A 25356-nucleotide genomic window follows, 5' to 3' on the forward strand; every position below is an offset into this window, starting at 1 on the left:
CCGAATCGCCCCGTCTCGGCGGACGATCCGTCAGCGTGCCCGCTTCCGGCCGTCTCCCCGGCGACAACGGCACGCCGCCGTCCGGCCGATCAAGGGTGGAGCCGATTCAATCCGCCCCCCGTCCGTCGCGTACAGAGCAGCCGGTGGAGCTCACCTCATCGGACGAAGCGCCCTGGCGGACGCGTTCGAGCGCCGGACCTCAGTTCGCCCCGGAACGCCCCCGTCCACCCGGAGCGGCCGACCCCGTCCAGCAGGCGGCAGGCTCAGCGGCGGCCGTCCAGGACGGCGCGCAGCACGCCGATCCGGTTGCTGGTGATGGAGGCGACCCCGGTGTCGCGCAGCCGGCGCATGGTGCGGCGCAGGTCGGCGGTCCAGGTGGAGACGGCGAGCCCGGCGTCCGCGGCGGCGGCGGTGAACTCGGGGGTGACCAGGCCGAACGGCGGGTTGAGGTAGCGCGGGCGCAGGTCGTCGAGCAGGGCGCGGACGGGCAGCCGGGGCTCCTTCCAGGTGAGGGCGATCTCGGCGTCGGGCGCCAGCGCGCGGACGGCGAGCATGGCGGTGGCGGGGCCGCAGAAGGAGACCAGCCCTTCGGCGCCGAGGCCGGTGACGACGGACCAGGTGGCGGCGACGGGGCCGGGATCGTCGAGGTCGATGAGCAGCCGGGGGCCTCCGGCGGCCGCGACGACCTTGACCGTCTCGGCGAGGGTCGGGACGGCGAGCGGCCCCCGGCGCAGTTCGTCGAGCTGCGCGGTGGTGACCCGGCCGATCGACCGCGGGTCGCCCCAGAGGCGTTCCAGGGTGCGGTCGTGCAGCAGGACGGGCACCCGGTCGCGGGTGAGCTGGACGTCCACCTCGACGGCGTCGGCGCCGGCGGCGAGCGCGGACTCGACGGAGGGCAGGGTGTTCTCGCGGTGGCGGTACGGGTCGCCGCGATGTGCGACGGCGAGCACCCGGCGGCGGTCGGTGGCCGGTTCCCCGACCGCGCGGACGGCGCTCTGGGTGGTCGGCAGATGCGGGTGGGACATCCCGGGCGGGCCTCTCGTTCGGAACCGGTACGGACGGGGCTCGACGCGCCGTCGGCGCGCGGCACCCGGTGGGGCGTGCCGTGCGGGTCAGGCCGGGCCTAACGCCGCTCGATCATCACATTGGTGGACTTGATGACCGCGGTGGCGGGGGCGCCGGGCACGAGGTTCAGCTCCTCCGCCGACTCCCGGCTGATCAGCGACACCACCCGGAAGGGCCCCGCCTGGACCTCCACCTGGGCCGCCACGTCGCCGAGCACCACATGGGTGACGATCCCGGGGAAGCGGTTGCGGGCCGAGGACGGACGGCCCTCGGCCTCGGCATTCTCCGGGCGGGCCAGCTCACGGGCGAAGGCGGCGAGGTCGACGCCGGGGATGATCCGGTGGCCGTGCTCGTCCCGCTCGGCCGCGACCCGCCCCGCGTCCACCCAGCGCCGCATGGTGTCGGCGCTGACCCCGAGCAGCGCCGCGGCTTCGCCGATGCGGTACGGGTTGACCGGCGCCTCGGACTGGCCCATGTGCGACTCCTGACACTGACTCGGGAACTGCCCCGGGGCTGGCCCGGGGAACGTGGGACGGGAACGGGGACGCCGCACGCGCGGCGGGCCGTCGCCGTCATCCTGCCGTACCGGCGGCCGGGGCCGCCAAGCGAGGCGGGTCAGGGCTCGCCGAAGAGGTCGCGGCGCACCGCGTCCCCGGCGGTGAGGACGGCCCCGGCCAGCACCGCGCCGCCACCCGCCGTGCCGGGCCGGACCTCGGTGCGCAGCGGCGACAGCTCGGCCAGCCGCCGTTCGACCCGGCCGGCCAGTTCAGCGCCGCCGGCCCGGCCGAGCTCGCCGCCGAGCACCACGCAGCCCGGGTCGAGGACGACGCAGATGCTGGCGGCGCCGACGGCGATCCGCGCGGCCAGCTCGTCCAGGAACGGCCCGCCGGGCCCGTCCGGGCCGAGGGCGTCCAGCGCGGCGCGGACGGCCGCCTCGGCGGCGGGGGCGTCCCCGGCGGCGCCGGCGGGCAGTCCGTGGGCGCGGGCGAGCTCGCAGACGGCGGCGCTGCCGGCCAGGCTGTGGAAGCCGCCGTCGCAGCCGGTGGCGCTGGGCAGACCGCCGGTGCCGGGGACGGGCAGGAAGCCGATCTCGCCGGTGCCGCCGGAGAAGCCCCGGCGCAGCCGGCCGTCCAGGACGACGGCGGCGCCGACGCCGTGGCCGAGCCAGAGCAGCACGAAGGTGTCGCGGTCGCGGGCGGCGCCGATCCGGTACTCGGCCCGGCCGGCCAGGTTGACCTCGTTCTCCAGGATCACCTCGGTGCCGGGCAGCCCACGCAGTTCGGCGAGCAGTTCGGCGTGCCAGGCGGGGAGTTTCCCGGTGCTGTTGAGGCGCCCGGTGGCGGGGTCGACCAATCCGGGGGCGCCGACGGCGACGGTGTGCAGCCGTTCGACGCCGACGCCGCGCGCGGTGTCCAGCAGGGTGCGCACCAGGTGCTGGGCGGTGTCGGGCGTCCCGTCGCCGTGCACCGGGACCTCGGCGCTGGCGAGGGTGCGCCCGGCGAGGTCGGCGACGACCAGGCTGACGCCGCCGGAGCGCACGTCGAAGGCGGCGAGGTGGGCGCGGGAGGCGACCAGCGCGTAGAGCCGGGCGTTGGGGCCGCGCCGCTGCTCGCCCCGCTCGCCGACGACGGCGACCAGGCCGGTGCGCTGGAGGCGGTCGAGCAGGTCGGCGACGGTCGGCCGGGAGAGGCCGGTGAGGTCGCGCAGCTCCGTCGCGGTCAGGGGGCCCTGTTCGAGGAGCAGGTTGAGGGCCAGCCGGTCGTTGATCGCCCGGGCGGTGCTCGGCGTGGCCGTGCGCGCGGTGGTCATGGCGGCTCATCCTTCCAGAGTGTTTCTATCAGGGTCCCTTCCTGATAATTTTATCGAACCATCCGCCGGACGGCCGTCGCCGCCGCGCGGACCGAACGGCCTGCACGTAGACCACCCTCAGGCACGTCAGAACCACCGCCGGGCACGTCAGACCACCCACCAGCACGTCAACCACCCACACAGGGCACCGTCGCGCCGCCCCGCCTGCGCGACCCGGGAGGGAACGCCGGATGAGCACGACCGCACAGCCATTGGAACCGCTGGCCTCCCCACGCCGGGCCAGGGCGGGCATCGCCCTGGTCTTCGGCGTGCACGGCGCCGTCAGCGGCAGCTTCGTCACCCGCATCCCGTGGATCCAGGACCGCCTCGACCTCTCCCCCGGCCAGCTCGGCCTGGCCCTGGTGATGCCCGCCATCGGCTCCTCCCTCGCGATGCCGCTGGCCGGCCGGTTCGTCCACCGCTACGGCGGGCGGGCGGCCGTCCGCGGACTGATCTCGCTCTGGTGCCTGGCCCTCGCCCTGCCCGCGCTCGCCCCCTCACTGCCGGTGCTGTGCGTGGCGCTGCTCGCGTACGGCGCCTCGGCCGGGATGGCGGACGTCGCGATGAACGCGCAGGGCGTGGAGATCGAACAGCGGCTCGGCCGCTCGATCATGTCCGGACTGCACGGGATGTGGAGCGCCGGCGGGCTGCTGGCCTCCGGCTTCGGCATCCTGGCCGCCCACCTCGACCTCGACGCCCGGCTCCAGCTGGCCGTCACCGCGCTCGTGCTGCTCGCCCTCGCGCAGCCCGTCTGCCGCAACCTGCCCGACCTGCGGGCGCCGGAGGGGGCGGAGGAGCCGCCGCGGTTCGCACTGCCGCCGCGCAGCTCGCTGGTGATCGGACTGGTCGGCTTCTGCGCCGTCTTCGCCGAAGGCGCCTCGATGGACTGGAGCGGCGTCTACCTGCGGGACGTCACCGGCGCCTCGGCCACCGTCGCGGCCGCCTCCTACACCGCCTTCTCCCTCACCATGGCCGTCAGCCGCCTCTGCGGCGACGCGGTGGTCCGCCGGCTCGGCGCCGTGCGCACCACCCGTCTCGGCGGCGCCGTCGCCACCGTCGGCGGCCTGCTGGTGGTGGCCGCCGACAGCCCGGCGCTCGCCATCCCGGGCTTCGCCCTGATCGGCATCGGCATCGCGGTCACCGTCCCGCTGGCCTTCGCGGCGGCCGGGCGGATCGGCAGCAACCCCAGCCAGGCCATCGCGGGCGTCGCCACCGTCACCTACACTTCCGGCCTGGTCGCGCCCGCGATCATCGGCGCCCTCGCCCAGGCGACCTCGCTCACCGTCTCCTTCGGCCTGGTCACCGCGCTCGCCTTCGCGCTGCTGCTGAGCGCCGGGGCGCTGCGCCGGGCCGAACGGAATTCCCCCGGATCCGGCGCCGAGAATGTGACCGCAACGTCACCGGAAAGCACTTCGAAAAAAGATCTCTCTGCGATATGATCTAGGAAATTTCGGGGAATTCCTCGCTAATATCGCCGACCGCCGGGCGCATTCCGCGCCCGGCGGTTTCGCGATCCGTGAGGTGGACCCCGTGTGCTACGACCCCGACGCCGCCCCGCCCGCCGTCACCCCCGCGCTCTGGCCCCTGGCCGAGACGACAACACTCACCCTGACCTCGGCGGACGGCACCGAGTTCGCCGCCTTCCTGGCCCGCCCCGAGGTGGTTACCGGGGTCGGCGTCCTCGTCCTGCCGGACAACAAGGGCCTTTCCGGCTTCTACCGGCAGACCGCCGCCCGGCTCGCCGAACAGGGCCACCCCGCGCTCGTCGTCGACTATTACGGCCGCACCGCCGGACCCGATCCCGAAAACCGCCCGGAGGAATTCGGCGACCTGCCCGGCCTGCTCCGCCACCTGCTCGCCCTCACCCCCGAAGGCCTGGACGCCGACCTGGCCGCCGGCCTCGCCCGGCTGCGCGCGAGCGGGCCGGCCGAGGTGGTCGCGCTCGGCTTCTGCTTCGGCGGCCGGCAGGCCTTCCGCGCCGCCGCGCCCCGGTTCGGGCTGGCCGGCGCGGTCGGCTTCTACGGATACCCCGACGCGATCAACGGCTCCCCGGGGCCCACTCAGCTCGCGGCCGGCCTCAGCGCGCCGATCCTCGCCTTCTGGGGCGGCGCGGACGAGCACATCCCGCCCGCCGCCGTCGACGCCTTCGACGCGGCCCTGACCGCCGCCGGCAACCCGCACGAGTTCGTCACCTACCCGGGCGCGCCGCACAACTTCTTCGAGCTCTCCGCCGTCGAATATTCGGACGCGGCCCGGGACTCCTGGCGACGTCTGCTGGGATTCCTCGCCGACCGCTCCGCATCCGCGACCCCCCGGAGGACGCCCTGATGTCCCGCCTGTCCCGCTTGTCTCGTCTGCCCCGCCCGTCCCGTCGTGCGCGGCTCGCCGCCGCCACGGCCGCCCTCGCCACCGCCGCGGTGGCGCTCACCGCCCCGCCGGCCCCCGCGGCCACCCCCACGATCACCCCCGCGGTCGCCGCCGACTTCGGGCCCGCCGAGATCCGCACCGGCATGTACGCGGGCCCGGACGACCTGTGCCTGGAGGTCGCCGACTGGCGCACCGACGACGGCGCCCCGGTCCGGATCTGGACCTGTACCGGCGGCGCCAACCAGCAGTGGACCCAGAGCGCCCGCGGCTGGGTGAACCTGAACAGCGGCAAGTGCCTGGACATCCCGGCCTTCAGCACCACCTGGGGCACCCAGGCCGACCAGTGGACCTGCGACGGCGGCGCCAACCAGAGCTGGAGCGACCCCCCGGCCAGCCACCCCGGCACGCCCCGCCGGATCGTGAACGGCTACAGCGGCCTCGTCCTGGACGTCTCGGGCGGCGCCCTGACCGACGGCACCCCGGTGATCCAGTGGGAGTTCCACAGCGGCGACAACCAGTTCTGGCACTACAACCCGGAGAAGCCCCCGTACAGCTGACCGCGACCGCCCTCGACGCCCGCAACCGGGCACCGGTTAGGCTCGGCCGGTGCCCGCACCCGCGCCGCCTGCGCCCGCAACAACCCCGCCCGCCGTCGAGCAGCCGCCGTCCGGCCCCGCGCCGCGTTCGCCGTGGTGGCGGTTCGCGCTGCTGGTGGTGCTGCTCGGCGCCGCGGCCGGATCGCTGCTGCTGTGGAGCCCGACGGCGCTGCTGAACGGCGGCCTCGCCGACCGGATGCCCGGGTACTGGTTCGCGCCGCTGTTCGCCACCGTGTACGCGGTCGGCACGCTCGCCTTCGTCCCCCGGCCAGCACTGAACGCCGCCGCCGGGCTGCTGCTGGGCATCCAGCAGGGCGTGCTGCTGTCGGTGCTCGGCACCACGCTGGGCGCGGCCATGGCCTTCGGGCTCGGCCGGGGCCTCGGGCGCGAGGCGCTGCGGCCGTACCTGCGCGGGCGGGTGCTCGGCACGCTGGACCGGCGCTTCACCGAGCAGGGCTTCCGCAGCGTGCTGGTGCTGCGGCTGCTGCCGGGCATGCCGTTCCAGGCGGCCAACTACGGCGCGGCCTTCTCCGGGGTCCGCTTCGCGCCCTTCCTGTTCGCCACCGCGATCGGCGTGGTGCCGACCACGGCGGTGTACGTGACGGCGGCGGCCAGCGCGGGCGAGCCGGGCTCGGCGGCCTTCCTGGTGTCGGCCGGGGTGATCGCGCTGCTCGTGCTGGGCAGCGTGGTCGGACTGTGGCGGGCCGTGGCCGCCCGCCGCCGCGCACCGGCCGCCTGAGCATCTGAGCGCCTGACCGCCACACCCCCCTGACCGGCCGAGATTCCGAGGCACTCGGGGGGCGCTCGACAATTCGCTCGCGCCCGCCGGTCGGTGGGCACCAGGATGGCCCGCATGACCGAACTCTCCCCGCGGGTCGACCCGCCGATGGCGGCCGACGAGACTGCCATGCTCACCGCCTGGCTCGACTACCACCGCAGCACCCTCGCGCTCAAATGCGAGGGCCTGACCGACGACCAGCTGCGGCTGCGCTCCGCCCCGCCGTCCGCCCTCTCGCTGCTCGGCCTCGTCCGGCACATGGCCGAGGTGGAGCAGTACTGGTTCCAGGCCGTCCTGCGCGGCGACGAGTACACCGAGAACCACTACTGGACCGCGGCCGACGAGGACGGCGACTTCAACAACGTCGACACCGCCGACGTCGCGGCCGACTTCGCCACCTGGCGCGCCGAGGTCGAGTCCGCCCGCCGCGCGAGCGCCGGCCTGTCGCTGGACACCGTCGGCAAGCGGCTGCGCCGCGGCGAGGAGGTGACGCTGCGCTGGATCCTGGTCCACATGGTCGAGGAGTACGCGCGGCACAACGGCCACGCCGATCTTCTGCGCGAACTGGTGGACGGCACCACCGGCGAGTGAAATCGTTTCCTCATTGTTGACAGATGGTCAATTGCGCGGTGACCGCGACCGATATGGTCTACGCGCGCAACCGTACGGCTCACCGCCGCGTCGCTGATGTTGCCCGGGTTCGCCCGGGTTTCCGTCGCGGCGCGACTCGTACGGGGGCCGCGAGCGGGCACGGGACCGGTGAACAGTGCGATACTCGGACAGTTCCGACGAGTGGATGACGTGTCAAAAAGGACACGCGACCCCGGGGGACCAGGACGGGACGAGGCAGGGAGGCGCGGCATGGGAGCACTTCGCGACGAGCACCACAACGGGTGGCTGATGCCCTCCGGGAACTACCCGGCCGCGGTGTACGAGGACGAGTGGGTCGATCAGGAGACGATGCCGGCCGTCCCCGCGCCCGCGAAGATCGTCTCCCTGCGGCCGACCGGTTTCGAGGCGGCCCGCACGGTGGGCGAGCACATCCGGGCGAGCATCCCGGTGGTCATGGACCTCACCGAGATGAACGAAGCCGAGGCCAAGCGGATGGTGGACTTCGCCTCCGGGCTGATCTTCGGCACCCAGGGCGGCATCGAGCGGATCGCCCGCCGGGTGTTCCTGCTCACCCCGGCCGACGTCGAGGTCATGGTGATCGACCGCCCGCTCGACGAGACCGGGTTCTACAACCAGAGCTGATCCGGGCGGCGCACGGCCCGACCGGGCCGAACCGACCGAACTGAACCGACCGAGCTGAACCAGCCGCACGACAGCGGCACCCCGACCGGGGACGGCACCCGCCGTCCCCGGTTTTTTGCCGCCCCGACCGTGGCGGTCAACGCCTCATCCGAGACGACAGCCATAATTTTGAGACATCCATGTCTCATGTGGCCTACACTCGATTCATGGCCACCGATCGCGACACCGTCCTGGAAGCCGCTGTCGGCGTGCTCTCCCGCCGCCCGACCGCCCACCTGGACGAGATCGCGCGCGCCGCCGGGATCAGCCGCGCCACCCTGCACCGGCTCTTCCCCGGGCGCGAGGCCCTGATCCGCGAGGTCGGCCTGCTCGGCCTGCGCCGGTTCGCCGCCGCCCTGGACACCGCCGCCGTCGAGGACGGCGACGCCGAGGCCGCGCTGCGCCGCCTGGTCGACGCCGCCGTCCCGGACGCCACGCTCTGCGCCTTCCTGGCCGGCGAGAACCAGCTCTACGACGACGACAGCATCAACGACCTCTGGGAGCTCCAGATCGTTCGACTGCACGCGCTCTTCCTGCGCGGCCAACAGCAGGGCACGTTCCGCATCGAGCTGAGCGCCGCCTGGCTCAGCGAGGCCTTCTTCGACCTGGTGGCCGGCGTCGGCTGGGCCATCCAGGACGGCCGCCTCGCCCCGCGCGACGCCGCCTTCTCACTCGCCGAGCTGTTCCTCGGCGGCGCGCTGCGCCGGCCCGACGCCGCCACTCCCCCGCCCACAGCACCTTCGGCCCGCACACCGGAAACCGATACCCCATGAGCAGTACCGTCCTTGCCAGCCCCCGCCAGCGCTGGACCGGCCTCGCCGTCCTCGTCCTGGCCGTCACCGTGGTCGCCCTCGACGCGACCGTCCTCTCCCTCGCCATCCCCTCCATCAGCGAGACGCTGGAGCCCAGCGGCACCCAGCTGCTCTGGATCGGCGACTCCTACTCCTTCGTCCTGGCCGGCCTGCTGGTCAGCATGGGCTCGCTCAGCGACCGGATCGGCCGCAAGAAGCTGCTGCTGATCGGCTCGGCCGCCTTCGGCGCGGCCTCGCTGCTCGCCGCCTACGCACCCAGCGCCGGCTGGCTGATCCTGGCCCGCGCGCTGCTCGGCGTCGCCGGCGCGACGATCATGCCCTCGACCCTGTCGCTGATCCGCGGCCTCTTCCCGGACGACCGGGAGCGGGCCACCGCGATCGGCATCTGGGGCGCGGCCGCCACCGCCGGCGCCGCGCTCGGGCCGGTGGTCGGCGGGGTGCTGCTGGAGCACTTCTGGTGGGGTTCGGTGTTCCTGATGAACATCCCGATCCTGCTCCTGCTGCTGGTGCTCGGCGCCTGGCTGCTGCCGGAGTCCAAGGACCCGAAGCCGGGCCGCTGGGACGTGCTGAGCGTCGCCCTGTCGATGGCCGGGGTGATCGGCACGGTCTACGCGATCAAGGAGGCCGCCGCGCACGGCGTGGCGCGCTGGGACGTCCCGGTCGCCTTCGTGCTGGGCGTCACCGCGCTGACCGTCTTCGTCCGCCGCCAGCTGCGGCTGGAGACCCCGCTGCTGGACGTGCGGCTGTTCCGCGACCGGCGGTTCACCGCCGCCGTGCTGGCCTCGCTGATCGCCCTGATCGGCCTGTCCGGGGTGGTCTTCGTGACCTCGCAGTACCTCCAGCTGGTCCGCGGCTACGAACCGCTGCGGGCCGGCCTGGCCGAGCTGCCGGCCTTCGTCGGCGCCGTCGTCGGCGGCCTGCTGACGGCCCGGCTGGTGCGCCGCACCGGCGCCCGGGCGGCGCTGACCGGCTGCCTGCTGGCCATGGGCCTCGGCGTGGGCGTGCTCGGCTGGCTCCAGCAGGACACCACCTACCTGCTGCTGGCCGCCTCCTTCCTGCTGGTCGGAACGGCCGAGGGCGTGGTCTACACGCTCGGCGCCGACCTGGTGCTGAGCGCCTCGCCCGCCGACAAGGCCGGCGCCGCCTCGGCGGTCTCGGAGACCGCGTACGAGCTGGGCACCGCGCTCGGCATCGCGCTGGTCGGCTCGGTGGTCGGTTCGATCTACGCCGGCGGGCTCGTCGTCCCGGCCGGGACGGACCCGGCGGCCGCGGCGCGGGCCGGCGAGTCGCTGGGCGCGGCGGTCGAGACGGCGCACGCACTGCCGCAGGGCGTCGCGGAGCCGCTGCTGGCGAGCGCCCGGGAGTCCTTCACGCACGGCATGAACAGCGCCGGCCTGCTGGCCGCCGTCCTGCTGATCGGCGCGGCCGCGATGGCCTGGCGGCTGCTGCGGGGCCTGGACAGCACGACCAGCGCGACCACCCCGGCCACTGCGGTCGAGGTACCCGCTCCGGAGCAGCCGGAGCAGCCGGAGAAGGTCGACGCGTAAGCACGCCCGACACCCCTGCCACCGGCGGGAACGGCCACGGCCGTTCCCGCCGGTGGCGTATCGCGGGCCGGGCGGCCGGAACCGGGGCGACCCAGGCCCAGGAGCATGCGATGTTCAAATGTCTGATGTTTGTATAGGCTGCCTCCATGACACGCATCAGCACACCGCGCAGAACGGCGAGCCTGTCCGCGCAGCTCGTGGACAGCCTCCGCTCGCACATCGAGGCGGGCGGCTGGCCGGTGGGGACGCGGATCCCGCCGGAGCAGGTCCTCGTCGAGGAGCTCGGGGTCGGACGCAGCACGCTGCGCGAGGCGATCGGCGCGCTCGTGCACCTCGGCCTGCTGGAACCCCGGGCCGGGGACGGCACCTACGTCCGCGCGTCGAGTGAGCTCCAGTCGGTCATGGTGCGGCGGGCGAGTTCCGCGCGGCGGGACAACGTCCTCGAACTGCGCACCGTCCTCGAGGAGTACGCCTCGGGGGCCGCCGCCCTGCGGCGCAGCGAGGACCAGCTGCACCAGCTGAGGGAGCTGCTGGCCGACGCCGACGCGGCCTGCGCCGGCGAGGACAGGTCCGCGGCCATGAGTGTCGACGCGCTGTTCCACCGGGCCGTCGTCCGGGCGAGCGGGAACGACCTCCTGATCGAGGTCTACGACTACCTCGGCACGGCCCTCACCTCCGCCCTGGGAGGCCTGCCCTGGGACGCCACCGCCGCCGAGGAGCACGCCGACCTGCACCGGCGACTCGTCGACGCGATCGAGGCCCAGGACGAGAGCGGCGCCCGCACCGCGGCGGCGGCGATCGTCCGGCTCACCCACGACCACGAGGTCCAGGCACCACTCACTTCCACCGAACCGGCCTCCACCGAAGAATGAAGACCGCCCATCCCTTGCACAGGCCTTCGAGGCCGTAGAGGAGAACACCCATGCCCGTCTTACCGCCCCCGGCCGACGACCTCGACGCACGCACCGCCCGACGCACCGCCCACCTGTACGCGACGGATCCGCAGTTCCGTGCCGCCGCACCCCTGGAGGCCGTCAGCGAGGCGATCCGGCGGCCGGGCCTACCGCTCGCCGACCTCGTGGCCACGGTGATGGAGGGGTACGCGGACCGCCCCGCCCTGGGCGAGCGCGCCACCGAGCCGGTGACCGACCCGGACACCGGCCGCACCACCCTGCGCCTCCTGGACCGGTTCGACACCGTCACCTACGGCGAACTGTGGGAACGCGTCGGCGCGGTGGCCTCCGAGTGGCGCCACCACCCCGACCACGCCGTGGGCCCGGGCGACTTCGTCGCCCTCCTCGGCTCCACCAGCCCCGAGTACGCCGTGCTGGACCTGGCCTGCGTCCGCTCCGGCGCGGTGAGCGTCCCCCTCCAGGCCGGCGCCTCGGCGGAACACCTGGCCCCCGTCGTCGCGCAGACCGGACCACGCCTGCTGGCGGTGGACGTGGCGCACCTGGACGTCGCGCTCCAGATCGCGGCGGACGTCCCGTCACTGGGCAGGATCGTCGTGCTCGGCCACCGCCCGGAGGTCACCGACCACCAGGAGGCGCTGGACTCCGCCCGCGGACGGCTCGCGGCGCAGGGCCGCGGTGTCACCCTGGACGCGCTGGCGTCGATCGTCGAGCGGGGCAGGAGCCTGCCACCGCTCCCCCGGGTCCCCGAGGGCTCGACGGCCGACGCGCTCAGCGCGCTGATCTACACCTCGGGGAGCACCGGCACCCCCAAGGGCGCCGTGTACACCGAGCGTCTCGTCAAGCACTTCTGGATCGACTTCGTGCCCGGCCAGGGGCCGCAGCCGTCCATCGTTCTCAACTACCTGCCCCTGAGCCACATGATGGGACGGGGCGTGCTGTTCGGCACGCTCGCCAAGGGGGGCACCGCCCACTTCGTGGCGTCGAGCGACCTGTCGACCCTCTTCGAAGACCTCTCCCTGGTCCGGCCCACCGAGTTCATCCTGGTGCCCCGCATCTGCGACATGCTCTTCCAGCGTTACCGGAGCGAGGCGGGGAGCGACACCGCCGGGCAGGCGGAGCGAGCGAAGGAGGAGCTGCGGGAGAAGACCCTGGGCGGCCGCCTCCTGTGGGCCACCTACGGCTCGGCCCCGATGAGCGCGGAGCTGGCGGCGTTCCTGGAGAGCTGCCTGCGGATCAGGGTGTTCAACGGCTACGGGTCGACGGAAGCCGGACTGGTCTCGCTCGACGGCCGGGTGCTGCGCCCGCCGGTGACCGACCACCGGCTGGCGGACGTGCCCGAGCTGGGGTACTTCCGCACCGATTCCCCGCACCCCAGGGGCGAACTGCTGGTCAAGTCGGAACGCCTCGTTCCCGGCTACTTCCAGCGGCCGGACGCCACCGCCCAGGTCTTCGACGAGGACGGCTTCTACCGCACGGGCGACATCGTGGCCCTCACCGGCCCCGACGAGTTCGTGTACGTCGACCGCCGTTCCAACGTCCTCAAACTGTCGCAGGGCGAGTTCGTGGCCACCTCCCGGCTGGAGGCCCTCTTCGCCGACAGTCCGCTCGTCCGGCAGGTCTTCGTGTACGGCAACAGCGCCCGCGCCTACCTGCTCGCGGTCATCGTGCCCACCCCGGAGGCGCTCGACCTCGCCGCCGGGGACGGCCCGCGCCTCAGGTCGCTCCTGCGCGAGTCCCTGCACCGCCTCGCCACCGGAGCGGGCCTCAACTCGTACGAGATCCCACGGGACTTCCTCATCGAGACCGAGCCGTTCAGCCAGCAGAACGGGTTGCTCTCCGGCGTGCGCAAGCTGCTGCGCCCCACGCTGGCGAAGCGCTACGGCGAGCGCCTCGAAGCGCTGTACGCGGAGCTGACCGAGCGCGAGAGCGACGAACTCCGGGCACTGCGCCAGGCCGGCCCGTCCCGGCCCGTACCGGAGACCGTGTGCCAGGCCGCCCGCGCGCTGCTCGGACACCGGCAGGACGACGTCCACCCCGGGACGCGCTTCCTCGAACTCGGCGGTGACAGCCTCTCCGCACTGTCGTTCTCCCAACTGCTCAAGGAGGTCTACCGCGTCGACGTCCCCGTCGACGTCGTCATCAACCCGGTCAACACGCTCCAGCGGGTGGCCGACCACATCGAGAACGCCCTCGCGTCGGGCGACCGGCGCCCGACCGCCGACCAGGTCCACGGACCGGGCGCGACGCGGCTCGCGGCGGGCGACCTGACGCTGGACGCGTTCCTCGACCCGGGGACCCCGACGCGGACCGGCCGGCCGACGGGCCCGCTGCCCGAGGCGCGGACCGTCCTGCTGACCGGCGCCAACGGCTACCTGGGCCGCTTCCTGTGCCTCGAATGGCTGGAGCGCGTCGCGCAGCGCGGCGGCACCCTGGTCTGCGTGGTCCGCGGCGCCACCGACGAGTCGGCCCGGGCACGGCTCGACGCGGCCTTCGACAGCGGCGACCCGGAGCTCCTCCGGCGCTACCACGGCCTGGCCGCAGCCCACTTGGAGGTGGTCGCCGGCGACGTCGGGGAGCGCGACCTCGGGCTCGACCGGGAGACCTGGCAGCGGCTGGCCGACACCGTTGACCTGATCGTCCACCCGGCGGCACTCGTCAACCACGTCCTGCCGTACGACCAGCTGTTCGGCCCCAACGTGCTGGGCACGGCCGAACTGATCAGGCTCGCGGTCACCTCCAGGGCCAAACAGTTCACCTACCTGTCGACGGTCGCCGTCGTCTTCGACTCCGCGGCCGCGGCCGACGAGGACGCGGACATCCGCACGGCCTGCGGGACGCGCGACCTCGGCAGCGGCTACGCGAACGGCTACGCGGCCAGCAAGTGGGCGGGCGAGGTGCTGCTGCGCGAGGCGCACGACACGTTCGGCCTCCCGGTCGCCGTGTTCCGCTCGAACCTGATCCTCGCCCACCCGCGCTACCGGGGGCAGCTCAACGTCCCGGACGTGTTCACCCGCCTCCTGCTGAGCCTGCTGGCGACCGGCATCGCCCCCGGCAGCTTCTACACCCGGGGCCCCGGCGACGTCGGCGGGCACTACGACGCGCTGCCCGTGGACTTCACCGCGCAGGCCGTCGCCGCGCTGGGCGACGACACCCGAGAGGGGTACCGGACCTTCAACATCGTGAACCCGCACGAGGACGGAATCTCCCTCGACACCTTCGTCGACTGGCTGGTGGCGGCCGGACACCCCCTGACGCGCATCCACGACTACGACGAGTGGCTCGACCGCTTCGAGAGCGCCATACGCGCCCTGCCCGACCGCCAGCGGCAGCACTCGCTGCTCCCCCTGCTGCACGCCTTCGCGACGCCGTCGGAGCCGCTGCCCGGATCCGCCCTGCCGGCGGACCGGTTCCGCGCGGCGGTCCGGGCCGCCGCCCTCAACGAGGAGAACGACATCCCGCACCTGTCGCAGGACCTGATCACCAAGTACGTGGCGGACCTCCGGGCGCAGCACCTGCTGTAGCCGGTCCGCCCTCCTCCTCCGCACCCACCTCCGCACCCGCCGGCGGGAACGGCCACGGCCGTTCCCGCCGGTGGCGTATCGCGTGCCGGGCGGCCGGAACCGGGGGCCACTCAGGCCCAGAAACATCCGATGTTCAAATGTCTGATGTTTGTATAGGCTGCCTCCATGAAACGCATCACCCACGACCACGAGGTCCAGGCATCACCGGCGACGGAGGAGCAATGAGTCCACAACTGTCCTCGACGCCCCGTCAGCACTCCGTCTCCGGGCCGAACTCCGTCTCCGGGTCGGCGGCCACCGACAGCACGCGGCCCGCCGTGTCGATCGGGCTCGTCCTCGCGATCTGCCTCGTGGCGGCCAACCTGCGGACCAGCCTCACCGGCGTCGGCACGCTGCTGCCGGCGATCGAGCAGGGCAGCGGCCTGACAGCGAGCTGGGGCGGGCTGCTGAGCACCCTCCCCCTGCTGACGTTCGCCGCGACGTCGCCGCTGGTGGCCCGGGCCTCCCACCGGTTCGGCAGCGCGCGTCTGCTGGTGGCGGCCCTCGGCGCGCTGGCCGTCGGAACGGTGGTCCGGTCACTGCCCTCCGTGATCTGCCTCTTCGCCGGGACGGTGATCCTCTCCGCCGCCATCGCGTTCGGCAATGTGCTGCTGCCCGCCATGATCAGGCGCAGCGTGCCCGCACACCGCATCCAGGGCATCAGCGCTCTCTACGTCACCGTCATGGGTGTCACGGCCGCCGTCTCCTCCGGGATCTCCGCCCCGCTCTCCCACTCCCTGCCGGGTTCCTGGCACACCGCGCTCGCCTGGGGCATCGCCTTCACCATCGCGGCGCTCCTCGTCTGGCTGCCCCGGATGCGGGGCGACGGGGCCCGGGCCTCCACCGGCACGACCCGCAGTCCGCCACCCTGGCGGTCAGGACTGGCCTGGCAGGTCAGCATGTTCATGGGCCTGCAGTCCCTGGCCTTCTACACCGCCGTCGCGTGGCTGCCCAGCATCCTGATCCACCAGGGCACGAGCAGCACCACCGCCGGATGGATGCTCTTCTACTACCAGCTGATCTCCCTGGCGACCAGCGGCCTGCTGCCCCTGCTCACCCGGGGCCGCCACGACCAGCGGTGGACCGCGGCCGTCGCCTCGGTCATCGTGGCCGGCGGCTTCACCGTGCTGGTGTCCGCCCCCGCACTGTCCGTCGTGGCGTGCACCCTGCTCGGACTGGGCGGCGGCGCGTGCCTCGTCCTCGCGCTGACCTTCCAGAGCGAACGCGCAGGCAGCTCCGGCGAAGCCGCCGCGCTGGCCGGCATGGCGCAGTCCATCGGCTACCTCGTGGCGGCGGCCGGCCCGCTCCTCCTCGGCATCCTGCACGACGCCACCGGCAGCTGGACGCTTCCGCTCACGGTCCTGGCCGTCCTCGGTATCGCCATGGCGGCGGCCGGATACGGCGCGGGGCAGGACCGCCACGTGCGCCTTCCGCGGCCTCGCTGACGTCACCATCACCGCACGCAGCCCCGCCCGTCACGCCACTCGCCCGTCACGCCTCTCGCGCGTTCACCGCTGTCGCGCGTTCACCGCCCCAGGAGTTCGGCGAAGCGGTCCAGCGCACGGTCGGTGCGCCGGCGGTCGCCGGTGGTCGTGAGGTCGAACAGCAGACCCCGGATGACGGCCATGACCAGCGTGGGCGTGACGGTGTCGCCAGGGCCGGTGGAGACGTCCCGGAAGGTGGCGCCGAGAGTGTCGAACCAGTCCGTGATCGCCTCGGCCTGGTCGGGGTAGTTCTCGGGGTGGACCAGGCCGTCGGCGTGCACCTCGAAGAACAGCCGGACGAACGGCGCACGTTCGTCCGCGCTCATCCACCCCCAGATGCCACGCAGCCGCTCCTGCACGGAGCCCTTCATCGGCGCGGGGTGCCCGGCCAGACGCACCGCGCCTCGGCGACGGGCCTCGGCGAGGACCGCCGCGACCAACTCCTGCTTGCTGCCGAAGTCGTAGAGCAGCATCCGTGGACTGGTGTCGAGGGCTGCGGCCAGTGGCCGCAGGCTCAGCCCGGCCAGGCCGTGCGCCAGCACGTAGTCGGTCGCCCGGGCCAGCGTGCGTTCGCGACGGGCGGGGTCAGGGGGTCGCCCCACGGTGGATCTCCCTTCGGCGCATCGGAGTTGAGACGACATTAGCGAGTATATGGTACGACTGTTTCAATAACGAGGGGAGACCACATGCACACCTTCGACCGAGCACTCGTCCTGGGCCCCGGAAGTCACGTCGGCACGGCCTGGACAGCCGGACTCGCCTACGGGTTGCGCCGCAACGGCGTGGACCTGGGCGAGGCCGACCTGATCGTCGGCACGTCAGCCGGCTCGATCGTCGGAGCGCTGCTCGCCACCGGCCAGGACCCGGGGCGGCTCGCTTCCTCGGCCCGCCAGGCCGCCCACCGGGTCAAGCCCGACCCTGAGCGGATGGGCGCGGTGTTCGCCGTACTCGGCGACCGCAGCCTGGAACCCGGCGAGGCGAGGCGCCGCGTCGGCCGCCTCGCACTCGACGGCACCAACCCCCAAGCCGAGGAGGCGCTGATCGCGGGGCGCGCCGCCCTGATCGGTGCGGACACGTGGCCGGAGCGACGACTGCTGATCACCGCTGTCTGCGCCACCACCGGTGAGCCCGTGGTGTGGGACCGCGACAGCGGCGTACCGCTGGTCCACGCGGTGGCGGCGAGCAGCGCCTTCCCCGGAGCCGCACCGCCCGTCGCCATCGACGGCCGGCGGTACATGGACGGTGCGCTGCGCGCGGGCCCCAACGCCGATCTCGCCACCGGAGCCCGCACGTTGGTCGTGGTCGAGCCGATGGCCCACCTGTTCCCCCGGGAACCGCTCAACCAGCAGCTGGCAGCGGTGGGGGCGGACGCCGTGGTGACCATCGGCCCCGACCCGGCCTCGGTGCGCGCATTCGGCCCGGACGCGGGCGACCTGACGGCCTGGGAACCGGCCTACCAGGCAGGCCTCCGCCAGGCCGACGACGTCGACGCGCAACTCCGCGCCATGTGGAGGGCGGAAGTCGACGCGGGCTGACCGCTGATCGCCAACGCCTGTTCGTCTTACCGCCGGGGTAGCCCTACTACACCTGACAGTTCACCATCGGGCCCGAAAGGAATTCCAGTCATGAGTGACCGCGCAGACCTGTCCGGCGCTTCCTGGATCAAGTCCTCGTACTCCGACAACGGTGGTGACTGCGTGGAGGTCGCCACCGACGTCCCCAACCTCGCCCCCGTCCGCGACTCCAAGGACCCCGAGGGTCCTGCCCTCGTCTTCCCCGCCGACGCCTGGTCGTCGTTCATCGCCGTGATCCGAACCGGCGAGTTCGGCGAGGCCTGACGCACACCTTGTCCGAGCCCCGCTGCCCACGACGGGCAGTGGGGCTCACGCATCGCTACCGCTGACACCGCTCCAGGCAGAGCCCCGCCCCGGAGAAACCGGACAGGGCCGTCCGGTCTCGGTCAGCCGATGGTGACCGACCACCGGCCCCGGGACAGGTGGATCACGCCGTCCGGGGTGCCGACGGCACGGGCCGCGTCCGCCCCGCGCTGACCCCCCTGTTCAACTGGCTGGTAGCGATGGACAAGCCTGGAAGCGGCCTGTCATGTCTCTTGCGCGAGATCGGTATCCCCGTCGCCGCCGCCCGCGGCGCCGCCATTCGACAGCAACTCCTTGAGCCGCCTGCCCCCGTCGTCGCGGCCGCTCTGGGCTACCACGACAAGACCACCAGCCGCCACCTCAGGGAGACCGGCGGAACAGGAGCCGATACGCCGCAGAGGATCACACACGGGCATCAGAAGGCTGGGAACCTCGGAGAACTATCGGCAATTGATTACGAGAGCCCGCTGGCGAATTGCGACACTCTCCCATGGGCCAGGTTATCGTTGTGACGTCAAAGGCCCGAAGCACCTCGTCAGTCCAGCAGAGAGAAGTCAAGGTTGACGAGGATATCGTTCAGGTCGATCCCTTCATCTTCGGTAAACTCGCGCAGTTGCCCCCACATCTCGGCAACATTGCTGACGGCGCCGCTCCGTAGAAGAACTCGGGGAAGACTGTCTCCATATTCATCGACATACAGCTCTGCGGCTTCGACTCCTGCGAGTTCCTCGCAGATGCTGATGAGAGTCGTGGGGTCGGTCATCAGACGCCGCTCGATAAGCTGACAGTTGGGCTCATTTTCCTTTGTGGCGGGACATTGGCGACAGTTGAATACGCGAGCTCACCAGTAGACCGGATCAGATGTCGATCGGGGTCAGGCCGGGGTAGATGTCGTGCCAGAGGTAGCGACGGCAGCGGAAGTGCCAGTAGGCGAAGGCGGTCATGTAACGGTCGAGGTGCGGGCGTTGATCGTCAGTGGCGAGGTCCAGGACGCGGCGGTAGGCAGCCAGGCCGCTGTCGAGGCTCCGGTGGTATTCGGCGAGGTAGGGGATGTTCTCGCTCACCGAGCGGCGGTAGATCCGGCTGGCGAGGAAGTCCTCGCCGTGCACCGCCTCCTTGTAGAAGGACAGGACGTCGTTGATGTCGTTGAGAAAAGCGACGCAGGAGCTCAGCGCCGCCGACCAGAATGCCCGATTGTGGTGGGCGCTCAAGCAGGGGTCGGTGAACTGAAGTGAGGTGAACCAGAACTGGGAGAAGCCGTTGAAGACACGGACGAAGTCACTGTCGACCCCGTCGGACGCCTCCGGCGTGAACTCCGCCTCCATGAGGACGCCGGTGATCGCGTTGTAGAAGAAGGTCTTGAAGACGGCGAGGAACGTCGGATCGCAGAACTGTGTGAGCTCTTTGAACATGTGCCGGATGTACCGGGCGTTCGGCGAGGATGCGCGTTGCTCGGGCAGCATGCCGGCCCGCAGGATGGCTTCGGCCTCTGCGGGGTCGTGGCAGCACACGTCATCGGTGTTGGTGACGAACACCCAGATGCGATCGAGGGCGAGGGCGAGCGCATCGTCGGCGATGGGCATCATGAGGGCGCGCATCAACGTGATGTTGGTGGTGGTGGCGGTGGGGATGGTGACGCCGAACGCCGCGAACTCGGTGGTGAGCACATCGGCGTCGGCGCGGGCCTGCGCGAGGTTGACGGGCGGATCGAAGGTTTGGGTGAAGGCGATCATCTCGTCAACCAGGCCGGAGGCCAGGACACTGGCGATCATGGTGCGGTGCCGAGGATCGGGGACGGCGTCGAGGCCGCTCCGCGTGGTGTAGTGGAGGGTGTCCACGCCAGGCGGTCGGGGGTGCCTGATCGTGCGGCGGTCTGTCGAGTCCACACTGCGTCCTTCCGTACGTCGTTTCCGGTCAGAGGCGCGTACCTTTACGGCCGCGCTGGATACTCACACAGTTGATCCCCTCACTGACTGCCAATGAGGCGTCGTGAACCCGACTGGGTGTACGCCGCGCAAACGGGTTGACGGCAGCGGGAGTGCCGAAATCGCCGGAAGCCGAAGGCAGACACACTCGGCAGCACCGCCCCAGCCCGAGGGCGACACCTACACGGGGTCCATCACGCCCCGTTCCTGCTCACCCACGCCCTCCTGGCCGAAGGAGTGCTCACGCGCGAAGCGCGGATCATCAACATGTCCTCGTTCGTGGAAAAGCGCGGCAGGCTCGATGCCACCGATCCAGATGTCGCGGGAACGTCGTGGAGCAAGCGCTTCTACCACCAGATCAACGTCTACGCGACGAGCAAACTCGTCAGCCTCCTGGCCGCGCGAGAACTCGCACACCGTCTACCTGACGGCATGAGCCTCTACAACGCCAATCCTGGGATGGCCAAGGGCACCGCGATGAACAGCAACACCGGTGGTCTGATGCGGCTGACCGACCCGCTGTTCCGTCCGTTCGCCGTCACCCCGGACGAAGGTGTGCAGACCCCGGTCTGGCTTGCCAGCGCCTCGCCCGCACCGTGCCCCAGCGGCGGCTTCTTCAGCAAGTCCCAGCCGGACACCCCTTCACGCCTGGCCCTGAACGACGCTCTCACCTGGACCGTCTACACCAAAACCGCAGCCCTCCTCGGGGTGGAGCCCCTCACGAGGTAGGGCCAGCCCGGAACCGGTTGTCACGCCAGGGTTGCGGCTGCCTCCCCCTGCAGGGTCCGCGGGCCGGACACCGTGCAGCCCTCTCGGCAGCTGTTGACCGCGACGGTCCGGCTCGGCCCGCAACTTCCGGTGGCGGGTTCGGACTTCCTGGAACGGGCATGCAGGAAGGTCGAGGCATGGAGCCGTGATTACGATCGGTTTCAGGTGGAGTCGCTTCCCAAGGTGGCTTCACTTGCCGTGATCCGCGCTGCTCGGAAGGAGCATGAATGACCGGCCCCACCCTTGACCTGGCCAGCGCCGAGTGGCGCAAGTCCGGCTACAGCAACAACGGGGGCAGTTGCATCGAGGTGGCCCCCGGCTTCCCGGGTGTACTGCCCGTCCGTGACTCCAAGGACCCCGAGGGCCCTGCCCTCGTCTTCCCCGCCGACGCCTGGTCATCGTTCGTCGCCGCCGTCCAGGCCGGCGAGTTCGGCGAGGTCTGACGCACGCACGTCGCGCGAGCCCCACTACCCGCAGATGGGTAGTGGGGCTCGCACATCGCTGCCGATGGCACCGTTCCAAACAGGGCCCCGCCCTGGAGAAGCCGGACGGCGCCGTCCGGTCACGGTCAGCCGATGGTGGCCGACCACCGGCCCCGGGACAGGTGGATCACGCCGTCCGGGGTGACGACGGCGCGGCAGCCGTAGAGCGGCAGGCCGCCTTCCACTTCCCGCCAGTTCCGGATGGATTCGAGTGCCGACCACAGGCGGCGGGGGCCGCTCTGGTGGACGGTCGGCGGCTCGAACTTCGTTGCCTCTGCGCGCGCCCATGACCCGTCCGGATGGGCGAGACAGGCCGTACGACCCTCGGGCGTCTCCTCGAAGTCGACTTCGATGCCCGGGATGCTGATCGTGAGCATCGACCAGACTTCCCAGTTGTTGCGGATGTCGGTGACCGGGTAACGGAAGAGCTTGACGTTCTCCCCGTCGGCTTCGCGGGCGGTCTTGAACAGCTCGTCCAAGCCGGGCGGGTAGGCGGAGCCGTGGCGCGTGGTCATGAAGCCCGCCCAGTCGCGCTCGATCACGCCGGTCGCTCCGCCGTCCGGGGTCTTCCAGGCCGTCAGGATCAGCGCCGTGTCCGCGATGGTGGTGACGAGCCGTCCGCCGCGCCGAAGCGCCTGGAGCCACGGGACCGGGACTGGGCGGGCGGACACGGTGGCCACGATCCGGTCGTAGTCGCCCGGGAGGGCGTCGGTGGCGTCCTGAGTGACGAAGTGAGGGCTCAGCCCCATGCCTGCGAGGCGGCCCCGCGCGGCGTCGACCAGGTACCCGTCGATGTCCACGCTCGTCACGCGATCCGAACCGAGCCGCGTGGCGGCAATGGCGGTCAACCCGCCTGCGCCGGTGCCGATGTCCAGCAGGTCGTGCCCGGCGGCGATCCGGCCGTGCCGCAGCATCTTGACCACGAGCGGCGTGAGCGTGGCCGACGACGTTGGCAGCCCGGTCGGGCGGTCATCCGGCTTCGCGTGGTCCGCGTGCAACCCGCCCACGCTGGTGACCAGGGACTCGTTCCCGTAGGCCCGTTGGAGCCAGAAGTCCGGGTTCGCTTCCCCTACCTGAAGCTGCCAAGTGCCGCCCTCGGCAGGCTCCCACCACCTGGGGACCAGTTCGTGCCGGGGAACGCCGGCCACCGGGTTCCGCCATCGGGAGTCCGGATCGGTCGCCCGGGAAGCCAGATCGGCGGCCTGTCCTTCCCATGGGATGCGTGTCATGCCTCGGGATCCTTTCAATGAATTCGTGCGGAGCCCCGGCCGTTCACGGCCGGGAGGAATCGCGTCCAGCCCGCAACTTCCGGTGACTGGTTCGGACTTCCTGGAACGGGAATGCAGGAAGGTCGAGGCATGGAGCCGTGACCACGATCGGCTTCAGGTGGAGTCGTCGCTCTCCAAGGTGGCTTCGCTTGCCGTGATCCGCACTGCTCGGAAGGAGCATGAATGACCGGCCCCACCCTTGACCTGGCCAGCGCCAAGTGGCGCAAGTCCACCTACAGCAACAACGGGGGCACTTGCGTTGAGGTAGCTCCGAACTTCCCTGGCCTGACGCCCGTCCGTGACTCCAAGGACCCCGAGGGTCCTGCCCTCGTCTTCCCCGCCGACGCCTGGTCCTCGTTCGTCGCCGCCGTCCAGGCCGGCGAGTTCGGCGAGGTCTGACACACCCACGCCGCCCGAACCCCACTACCCACAGCGGGTAGTGGGGCTCGCGCGTCAAGTTGACGCGCAGGCACGTCCGGCTGAGTGGGGCCTCGGTTGGCACGGGATAGGCCAGCGGTCGTAGTCGATGAGTATCCCGCGCCCGGCTTTCACTCCATCTCGGCGCCCCCGATGGGCTGTTCCCGAAGTTGGTCGACCTCCCGGCGGTAGAGAGACCGGGCCGCCCACGTTCCGTACTCCTGGGTGGGCGACGCCTGCTCAACCACGTGATGCGCCCGAGCCTTGAGCACGGCACCCCACAGCACCACATGGTGCCGAGCGCTGCGCCCACACTCCTTCGGTTCACCGGGCAGGCAGAGCGGAAGGGGATCGCCGACCTTGTTCGCGGCGTGTCGGACGTACCGGGCGATGTCGAGCCATTCGGTCTCGGTGCGGGCTGGCCAGCCGTTTGGGGCGTCGCCGGGCCACGGCGTCCAGTCGTCGCCGTAGTGGTCGCCGTGGTTGTCCAACGTCCGCTCCCTGGTTGCAGTACGGGGGTACTGATGCTAATCGGCGATGGGGGACCCGGGCGGGTCACAGTGCCGCACCGAGGGCACACAGGGCGAGCACGGGCCGCACATGGGAAGGAACTGTGGCGGGGTGCAGCTCTGCGCCACGTCGCATTCTCGCTTGATCTCGGATAGGGCGGCGGCGAGGCGTTCGCCCGACCAGATGTCGGCGAGCGGCTGTTGCAGGACGTTGCCCACCGGCATGAACCGGCCGAGCACGCACGGTGCGACGTCGCCGCTGGGCAGGATCGCGCACTTCTCGTGCGCGCAGTGACCACACAGGTCGGCGGAACACCCTGGCACGTTTACCTGACCAGCGACGAAGGTGGTCCGGCACGTCCCTGGTTGCGCACCGTGGCCAGAGCTGCGCTGTCCATAAAGACCCGTAGGACAACCCGTGCCCGCCGCAAAACTCCGGCCCCATCCTCGCTGTCAGGCCTTGAACCCGTTTCGGCCGGTCTGTCGGTACCCCCAGATAGGCTGCTCAAGAGCATGAGTGAAACGAGCCTGAAGGTGCCGCCGATGCCCTATCGCACCCCCACCTCCCAGCCCCCGGTGGCCGACCCGAAGATCCCGGTCCTCCCCTTCGACACCCAGAACTGGACAGAGTTCGAGCGGCTGATCTGTGAGCTCGTCGAGGCCGCAGAGGGACTCACCCAGGTCGCCCGATACGGAACCGCCGGCCAGTCGCAGGGCGGCATCGACGTGGTGGGCCGTACATCTGACGGTCGCTGGTCGGCCTTCCAGGTCAAGCACGTCGCCGGGTTCTCCGCCGCCTCGGCTCGTAAAGCCTTCGACCACTTCGTTCACGGTAGCCACCCCCACCGCGCGACCAGATTCGTCATCGCCACCTCGTGTCGAGGCATTTCCACCCAAGTGCGAGAAATCGCGCTCGGATATCAGGCCGAATTTCCCGATCTTCAGCTCGGCGAGGTGTGGGACGCGGAGCACCTGGGCCGCCTGTTGCGCCCTCTGCCATGGATCGTCGCTCGGTACTTCGGCGACCATGTCGCCCACCGCTTCTGCGACGCGGACGCGGTGGCCGCCCACTACGCTGCTCCCTACGAGCGAACAAGCACGCCCGACAACACCGTGGGCATCGCCGTCACGGACGCCGACCCGTTCGGCCTCGAAGTGCACCAAGCGATCCAGGCCGAGGACAACGCCCCGGGCAACGACTCTCTCCCCCCTTACCTACGTAGGCCCTTCGACGACGAACTCCACGCTGTCCTGGACCGCGCAGCGCATGGAACGAGCGGCACGGCCATCCTGCTCGGCGACTCCTCCACCGGCAAGACCCGGGCACTCTGGGAGTCGGTCCGACAGCTACCTGACGGCTGGCGCCTGTGGCAGCCACCATCGCCCGACGCCTTGCTCGGCTCCCTCCGCTCGGTCGGGCCGCAGACAGTCCTGTGGCTGAACGAAATCCACCGGTACCTACTCACCACTGACAGCGACCGGGACGAGAAAGTCGCCGCCGGGCTGTCCGCACTCGTCCGCGACCCCGACCGGGCACCAGCGCTCGTGCTGGGTACGTGCTGGCACGAGTATCAGCAGCCGATGACCACGCCGCCGGGCACCACCGACGAGACCAAGGAACGTCGTGCGCTTCTCGCGAACCGGTGGATCCCCGTGCCCTCTCGTTTCACCGAAGACCAGGTGACCGCGCTCCTCACGATGCCCGGCCTGAGTGACAGCCGGCTGCGCCAGGCCGCTCGGTCGGCCGAGGCCTGAGCTTCCCCCGCTGTGTGGGAGGTGCTGATTAGCTGGTCAGAGCGGGTGTGGGTAGGTCGAGGGCCGCTGGTTTGGCCGTCGCCTGGTCGGC

The 25356-nt window shown here is 71.6% G+C and carries 26 protein-coding genes; 17 read left to right on the forward strand and 9 right to left on the reverse strand.

Going from position 1 to position 25356, the window contains the following annotated elements; translation table 11 throughout:
* Positions 1-263 precede the first annotated feature (263 nt).
* From ACFWPT_RS35150 to ACFWPT_RS35160, 3 genes are all read right to left on the reverse strand, one after another.
* Positions 264-1025, reverse strand: a complete 762-nt coding sequence (locus tag ACFWPT_RS35150; RefSeq protein WP_380423954.1) for a glycerophosphodiester phosphodiesterase — start codon at positions 1023-1025, stop codon at positions 264-266.
* A gap of 98 nt (positions 1026-1123) precedes the next feature.
* Complete coding sequence (locus ACFWPT_RS35155) at positions 1124-1540, reverse strand: molybdopterin-binding protein (RefSeq protein ID WP_208869038.1); 417 nt, start codon at positions 1538-1540, stop codon at positions 1124-1126.
* A 140-nt stretch (positions 1541-1680) separates the two neighbouring features.
* Entirely contained in the window at positions 1681-2874 is a 1194-nt protein-coding gene (locus ACFWPT_RS35160; RefSeq protein WP_063346192.1) for an ROK family transcriptional regulator, read from the reverse strand.
* 230 nt (positions 2875-3104) lie between these two features.
* On the opposite strand from ACFWPT_RS35160, the gene ACFWPT_RS35165 reads away from it, so the two are divergent.
* The 11 genes from ACFWPT_RS35165 to ACFWPT_RS35215 all read left to right on the forward strand — a co-directional run bounded on the left by ACFWPT_RS35165 (position 3105) and on the right by ACFWPT_RS35215 (position 16225).
* Positions 3105-4352 carry an MFS transporter gene (locus ACFWPT_RS35165; RefSeq protein WP_380486815.1) on the forward strand — a complete coding sequence of 416 codons (1248 nt, stop codon included), beginning with the start codon at positions 3105-3107 and terminating at the stop codon, positions 4350-4352.
* 91 nt (positions 4353-4443) lie between these two features.
* Positions 4444-5241: a dienelactone hydrolase family protein gene (locus ACFWPT_RS35170; RefSeq protein WP_380486817.1), complete on the forward strand. Its 798-nt coding sequence runs from the start codon at positions 4444-4446 to the stop codon at positions 5239-5241.
* Complete coding sequence (locus tag ACFWPT_RS35175) at positions 5241-5837, forward strand: RICIN domain-containing protein (protein ID WP_380372064.1); 597 nt, start codon at positions 5241-5243, stop codon at positions 5835-5837. The genes ACFWPT_RS35170 and ACFWPT_RS35175 overlap by 1 nt, the downstream gene beginning before the upstream one ends.
* A gap of 49 nt (positions 5838-5886) precedes the next feature.
* On the forward strand, positions 5887-6615 hold the full coding sequence (locus tag ACFWPT_RS35180) for a TVP38/TMEM64 family protein (protein WP_079135361.1): 729 nt from the start codon (positions 5887-5889) through the stop codon (positions 6613-6615).
* Between the two features lie 114 nt (positions 6616-6729).
* On the forward strand, positions 6730-7245 hold the full coding sequence (locus ACFWPT_RS35185) for a DinB family protein (RefSeq protein WP_380486821.1): 516 nt from the start codon (positions 6730-6732) through the stop codon (positions 7243-7245).
* Between the two features lie 270 nt (positions 7246-7515).
* On the forward strand, positions 7516-7908 hold the full coding sequence (locus tag ACFWPT_RS35190) for a cell division protein SepF (protein ID WP_063346197.1): 393 nt from the start codon (positions 7516-7518) through the stop codon (positions 7906-7908).
* A 206-nt stretch (positions 7909-8114) separates the two neighbouring features.
* Entirely contained in the window at positions 8115-8720 is a 606-nt protein-coding gene (locus tag ACFWPT_RS35195; protein WP_380372057.1) for a TetR/AcrR family transcriptional regulator, read from the forward strand.
* The gene (locus ACFWPT_RS35200; RefSeq protein ID WP_380486823.1) at positions 8717-10306 is read left to right on the forward strand and encodes an MFS transporter; all 1590 of its coding nucleotides are present in this window, start codon (positions 8717-8719) and stop codon (positions 10304-10306) included. The genes ACFWPT_RS35195 and ACFWPT_RS35200 overlap by 4 nt, the downstream gene beginning before the upstream one ends.
* Positions 10307-10452: 146 nt before the next feature.
* Positions 10453-11178 carry a FadR/GntR family transcriptional regulator gene (locus ACFWPT_RS35205; protein ID WP_380486825.1) on the forward strand — a complete coding sequence of 242 codons (726 nt, stop codon included), beginning with the start codon at positions 10453-10455 and terminating at the stop codon, positions 11176-11178.
* A 50-nt stretch (positions 11179-11228) separates the two neighbouring features.
* A complete protein-coding gene (gene car, locus ACFWPT_RS35210; protein ID WP_380486826.1) occupies positions 11229-14741 on the forward strand; it encodes a carboxylic acid reductase in 3513 nt (1170 codons plus the stop codon).
* Positions 14742-14962: 221 nt separating this feature from the next.
* Positions 14963-16225: a CynX/NimT family MFS transporter gene (locus ACFWPT_RS35215; RefSeq protein WP_380486830.1), complete on the forward strand. Its 1263-nt coding sequence runs from the start codon at positions 14963-14965 to the stop codon at positions 16223-16225.
* 80 nt (positions 16226-16305) lie between these two features.
* Here the strand turns inward: ACFWPT_RS35215 and ACFWPT_RS35220 are convergent, their stop codons facing one another.
* Positions 16306-16866 (reverse strand): TetR family transcriptional regulator, encoded by a 561-nt coding sequence (locus tag ACFWPT_RS35220; protein ID WP_380486832.1) that lies wholly within the window; start codon positions 16864-16866, stop codon positions 16306-16308.
* 84 nt (positions 16867-16950) lie between these two features.
* Here ACFWPT_RS35220 and ACFWPT_RS35225 point away from each other — a divergent pair, with 84 nt between their 5' ends.
* A complete protein-coding gene (locus tag ACFWPT_RS35225) occupies positions 16951-17799 on the forward strand; it encodes a patatin-like phospholipase family protein (RefSeq protein WP_380486835.1) in 849 nt (282 codons plus the stop codon).
* A 90-nt stretch (positions 17800-17889) separates the two neighbouring features.
* Positions 17890-18102, forward strand: a complete 213-nt coding sequence (locus tag ACFWPT_RS35230) for a DUF397 domain-containing protein (protein ID WP_380423964.1) — start codon at positions 17890-17892, stop codon at positions 18100-18102.
* A gap of 574 nt (positions 18103-18676) precedes the next feature.
* On the opposite strand, the gene ACFWPT_RS35235 is transcribed toward ACFWPT_RS35230, so the two are convergent.
* Both ACFWPT_RS35235 and ACFWPT_RS35240 read right to left on the reverse strand, forming a co-directional pair.
* Positions 18677-18904, reverse strand: a complete 228-nt coding sequence (locus ACFWPT_RS35235) for a hypothetical protein (RefSeq protein WP_380372041.1) — start codon at positions 18902-18904, stop codon at positions 18677-18679.
* Positions 18905-18998: 94 nt separating this feature from the next.
* Entirely contained in the window at positions 18999-20027 is a 1029-nt protein-coding gene (locus tag ACFWPT_RS35240) for a hypothetical protein (protein ID WP_380486837.1), read from the reverse strand.
* Between the two features lie 306 nt (positions 20028-20333).
* On the opposite strand from ACFWPT_RS35240, the gene ACFWPT_RS35245 reads away from it, so the two are divergent.
* Positions 20334-20795 (forward strand): hypothetical protein, encoded by a 462-nt coding sequence (locus ACFWPT_RS35245; protein ID WP_380486839.1) that lies wholly within the window; start codon positions 20334-20336, stop codon positions 20793-20795.
* A 266-nt stretch (positions 20796-21061) separates the two neighbouring features.
* Positions 21062-21277: a DUF397 domain-containing protein gene (locus ACFWPT_RS35250; RefSeq protein ID WP_380372034.1), complete on the forward strand. Its 216-nt coding sequence runs from the start codon at positions 21062-21064 to the stop codon at positions 21275-21277.
* 125 nt (positions 21278-21402) lie between these two features.
* Here the strand turns inward: ACFWPT_RS35250 and ACFWPT_RS35255 are convergent, their stop codons facing one another.
* Positions 21403-22545 (reverse strand): methyltransferase domain-containing protein, encoded by a 1143-nt coding sequence (locus ACFWPT_RS35255; protein ID WP_380486841.1) that lies wholly within the window; start codon positions 22543-22545, stop codon positions 21403-21405.
* 222 nt (positions 22546-22767) lie between these two features.
* Here ACFWPT_RS35255 and ACFWPT_RS35260 point away from each other — a divergent pair, with 222 nt between their 5' ends.
* The gene (locus tag ACFWPT_RS35260) at positions 22768-22983 is read left to right on the forward strand and encodes a DUF397 domain-containing protein (protein ID WP_380372028.1); all 216 of its coding nucleotides are present in this window, start codon (positions 22768-22770) and stop codon (positions 22981-22983) included.
* 149 nt (positions 22984-23132) lie between these two features.
* Here ACFWPT_RS35260 and ACFWPT_RS35265 read toward each other — a convergent pair whose 3' ends face one another.
* Both ACFWPT_RS35265 and ACFWPT_RS35270 read right to left on the reverse strand, forming a co-directional pair.
* On the reverse strand, positions 23133-23492 hold the full coding sequence (locus ACFWPT_RS35265) for a hypothetical protein (protein ID WP_380372026.1): 360 nt from the start codon (positions 23490-23492) through the stop codon (positions 23133-23135).
* Between the two features lie 36 nt (positions 23493-23528).
* Positions 23529-23834 (reverse strand): SPASM domain-containing protein, encoded by a 306-nt coding sequence (locus tag ACFWPT_RS35270; protein WP_380372023.1) that lies wholly within the window; start codon positions 23832-23834, stop codon positions 23529-23531.
* Positions 23835-24023: 189 nt separating this feature from the next.
* Here ACFWPT_RS35270 and ACFWPT_RS35275 point away from each other — a divergent pair, with 189 nt between their 5' ends.
* Positions 24024-25265, forward strand: a complete 1242-nt coding sequence (locus ACFWPT_RS35275; protein ID WP_380486843.1) for a restriction endonuclease — start codon at positions 24024-24026, stop codon at positions 25263-25265.
* Positions 25266-25356: the final 91 nt, after the last annotated feature.

This window comes from Kitasatospora sp. NPDC058478 (assembly GCF_042720345.1).
Taxonomy (GTDB): domain Bacteria; phylum Actinomycetota; class Actinomycetes; order Streptomycetales; family Streptomycetaceae; genus Kitasatospora.

Coding starts and splice junctions, on each gene's coding strand:
- ACFWPT_RS35150 (WP_380423954.1), bottom strand. CDS start 1,025: ATGTCCCACCCGCATCTGCCGACCACCCAGAGCGCCGTCCGCGCGGTC.
- ACFWPT_RS35155 (WP_208869038.1), bottom strand. CDS start 1,540: ATGGGCCAGTCCGAGGCGCCGGTCAACCCGTACCGCATCGGCGAAGCC.
- ACFWPT_RS35160 (WP_063346192.1), bottom strand. CDS start 2,874: ATGACCACCGCGCGCACGGCCACGCCGAGCACCGCCCGGGCGATCAAC.
- ACFWPT_RS35165 (WP_380486815.1), top strand. CDS start 3,105: ATGAGCACGACCGCACAGCCATTGGAACCGCTGGCCTCCCCACGCCGG.
- ACFWPT_RS35175 (WP_380372064.1), top strand. CDS start 5,241: ATGTCCCGCCTGTCCCGCTTGTCTCGTCTGCCCCGCCCGTCCCGTCGT.
- ACFWPT_RS35185 (WP_380486821.1), top strand. CDS start 6,730: ATGACCGAACTCTCCCCGCGGGTCGACCCGCCGATGGCGGCCGACGAG.
- ACFWPT_RS35190 (WP_063346197.1), top strand. CDS start 7,516: ATGGGAGCACTTCGCGACGAGCACCACAACGGGTGGCTGATGCCCTCC.
- ACFWPT_RS35195 (WP_380372057.1), top strand. CDS start 8,115: ATGGCCACCGATCGCGACACCGTCCTGGAAGCCGCTGTCGGCGTGCTC.
- ACFWPT_RS35200 (WP_380486823.1), top strand. CDS start 8,717: ATGAGCAGTACCGTCCTTGCCAGCCCCCGCCAGCGCTGGACCGGCCTC.
- ACFWPT_RS35205 (WP_380486825.1), top strand. CDS start 10,453: ATGACACGCATCAGCACACCGCGCAGAACGGCGAGCCTGTCCGCGCAG.
- car (WP_380486826.1), top strand. CDS start 11,229: ATGCCCGTCTTACCGCCCCCGGCCGACGACCTCGACGCACGCACCGCC.
- ACFWPT_RS35215 (WP_380486830.1), top strand. CDS start 14,963: ATGAGTCCACAACTGTCCTCGACGCCCCGTCAGCACTCCGTCTCCGGG.
- ACFWPT_RS35225 (WP_380486835.1), top strand. CDS start 16,951: ATGCACACCTTCGACCGAGCACTCGTCCTGGGCCCCGGAAGTCACGTC.
- ACFWPT_RS35230 (WP_380423964.1), top strand. CDS start 17,890: ATGAGTGACCGCGCAGACCTGTCCGGCGCTTCCTGGATCAAGTCCTCG.
- ACFWPT_RS35235 (WP_380372041.1), bottom strand. CDS start 18,904: ATGACCGACCCCACGACTCTCATCAGCATCTGCGAGGAACTCGCAGGA.
- ACFWPT_RS35245 (WP_380486839.1), top strand. CDS start 20,334: ATGTCCTCGTTCGTGGAAAAGCGCGGCAGGCTCGATGCCACCGATCCA.
- ACFWPT_RS35250 (WP_380372034.1), top strand. CDS start 21,062: ATGACCGGCCCCACCCTTGACCTGGCCAGCGCCGAGTGGCGCAAGTCC.
- ACFWPT_RS35255 (WP_380486841.1), bottom strand. CDS start 22,545: ATGACACGCATCCCATGGGAAGGACAGGCCGCCGATCTGGCTTCCCGG.
- ACFWPT_RS35260 (WP_380372028.1), top strand. CDS start 22,768: ATGACCGGCCCCACCCTTGACCTGGCCAGCGCCAAGTGGCGCAAGTCC.
- ACFWPT_RS35275 (WP_380486843.1), top strand. CDS start 24,024: ATGAGTGAAACGAGCCTGAAGGTGCCGCCGATGCCCTATCGCACCCCC.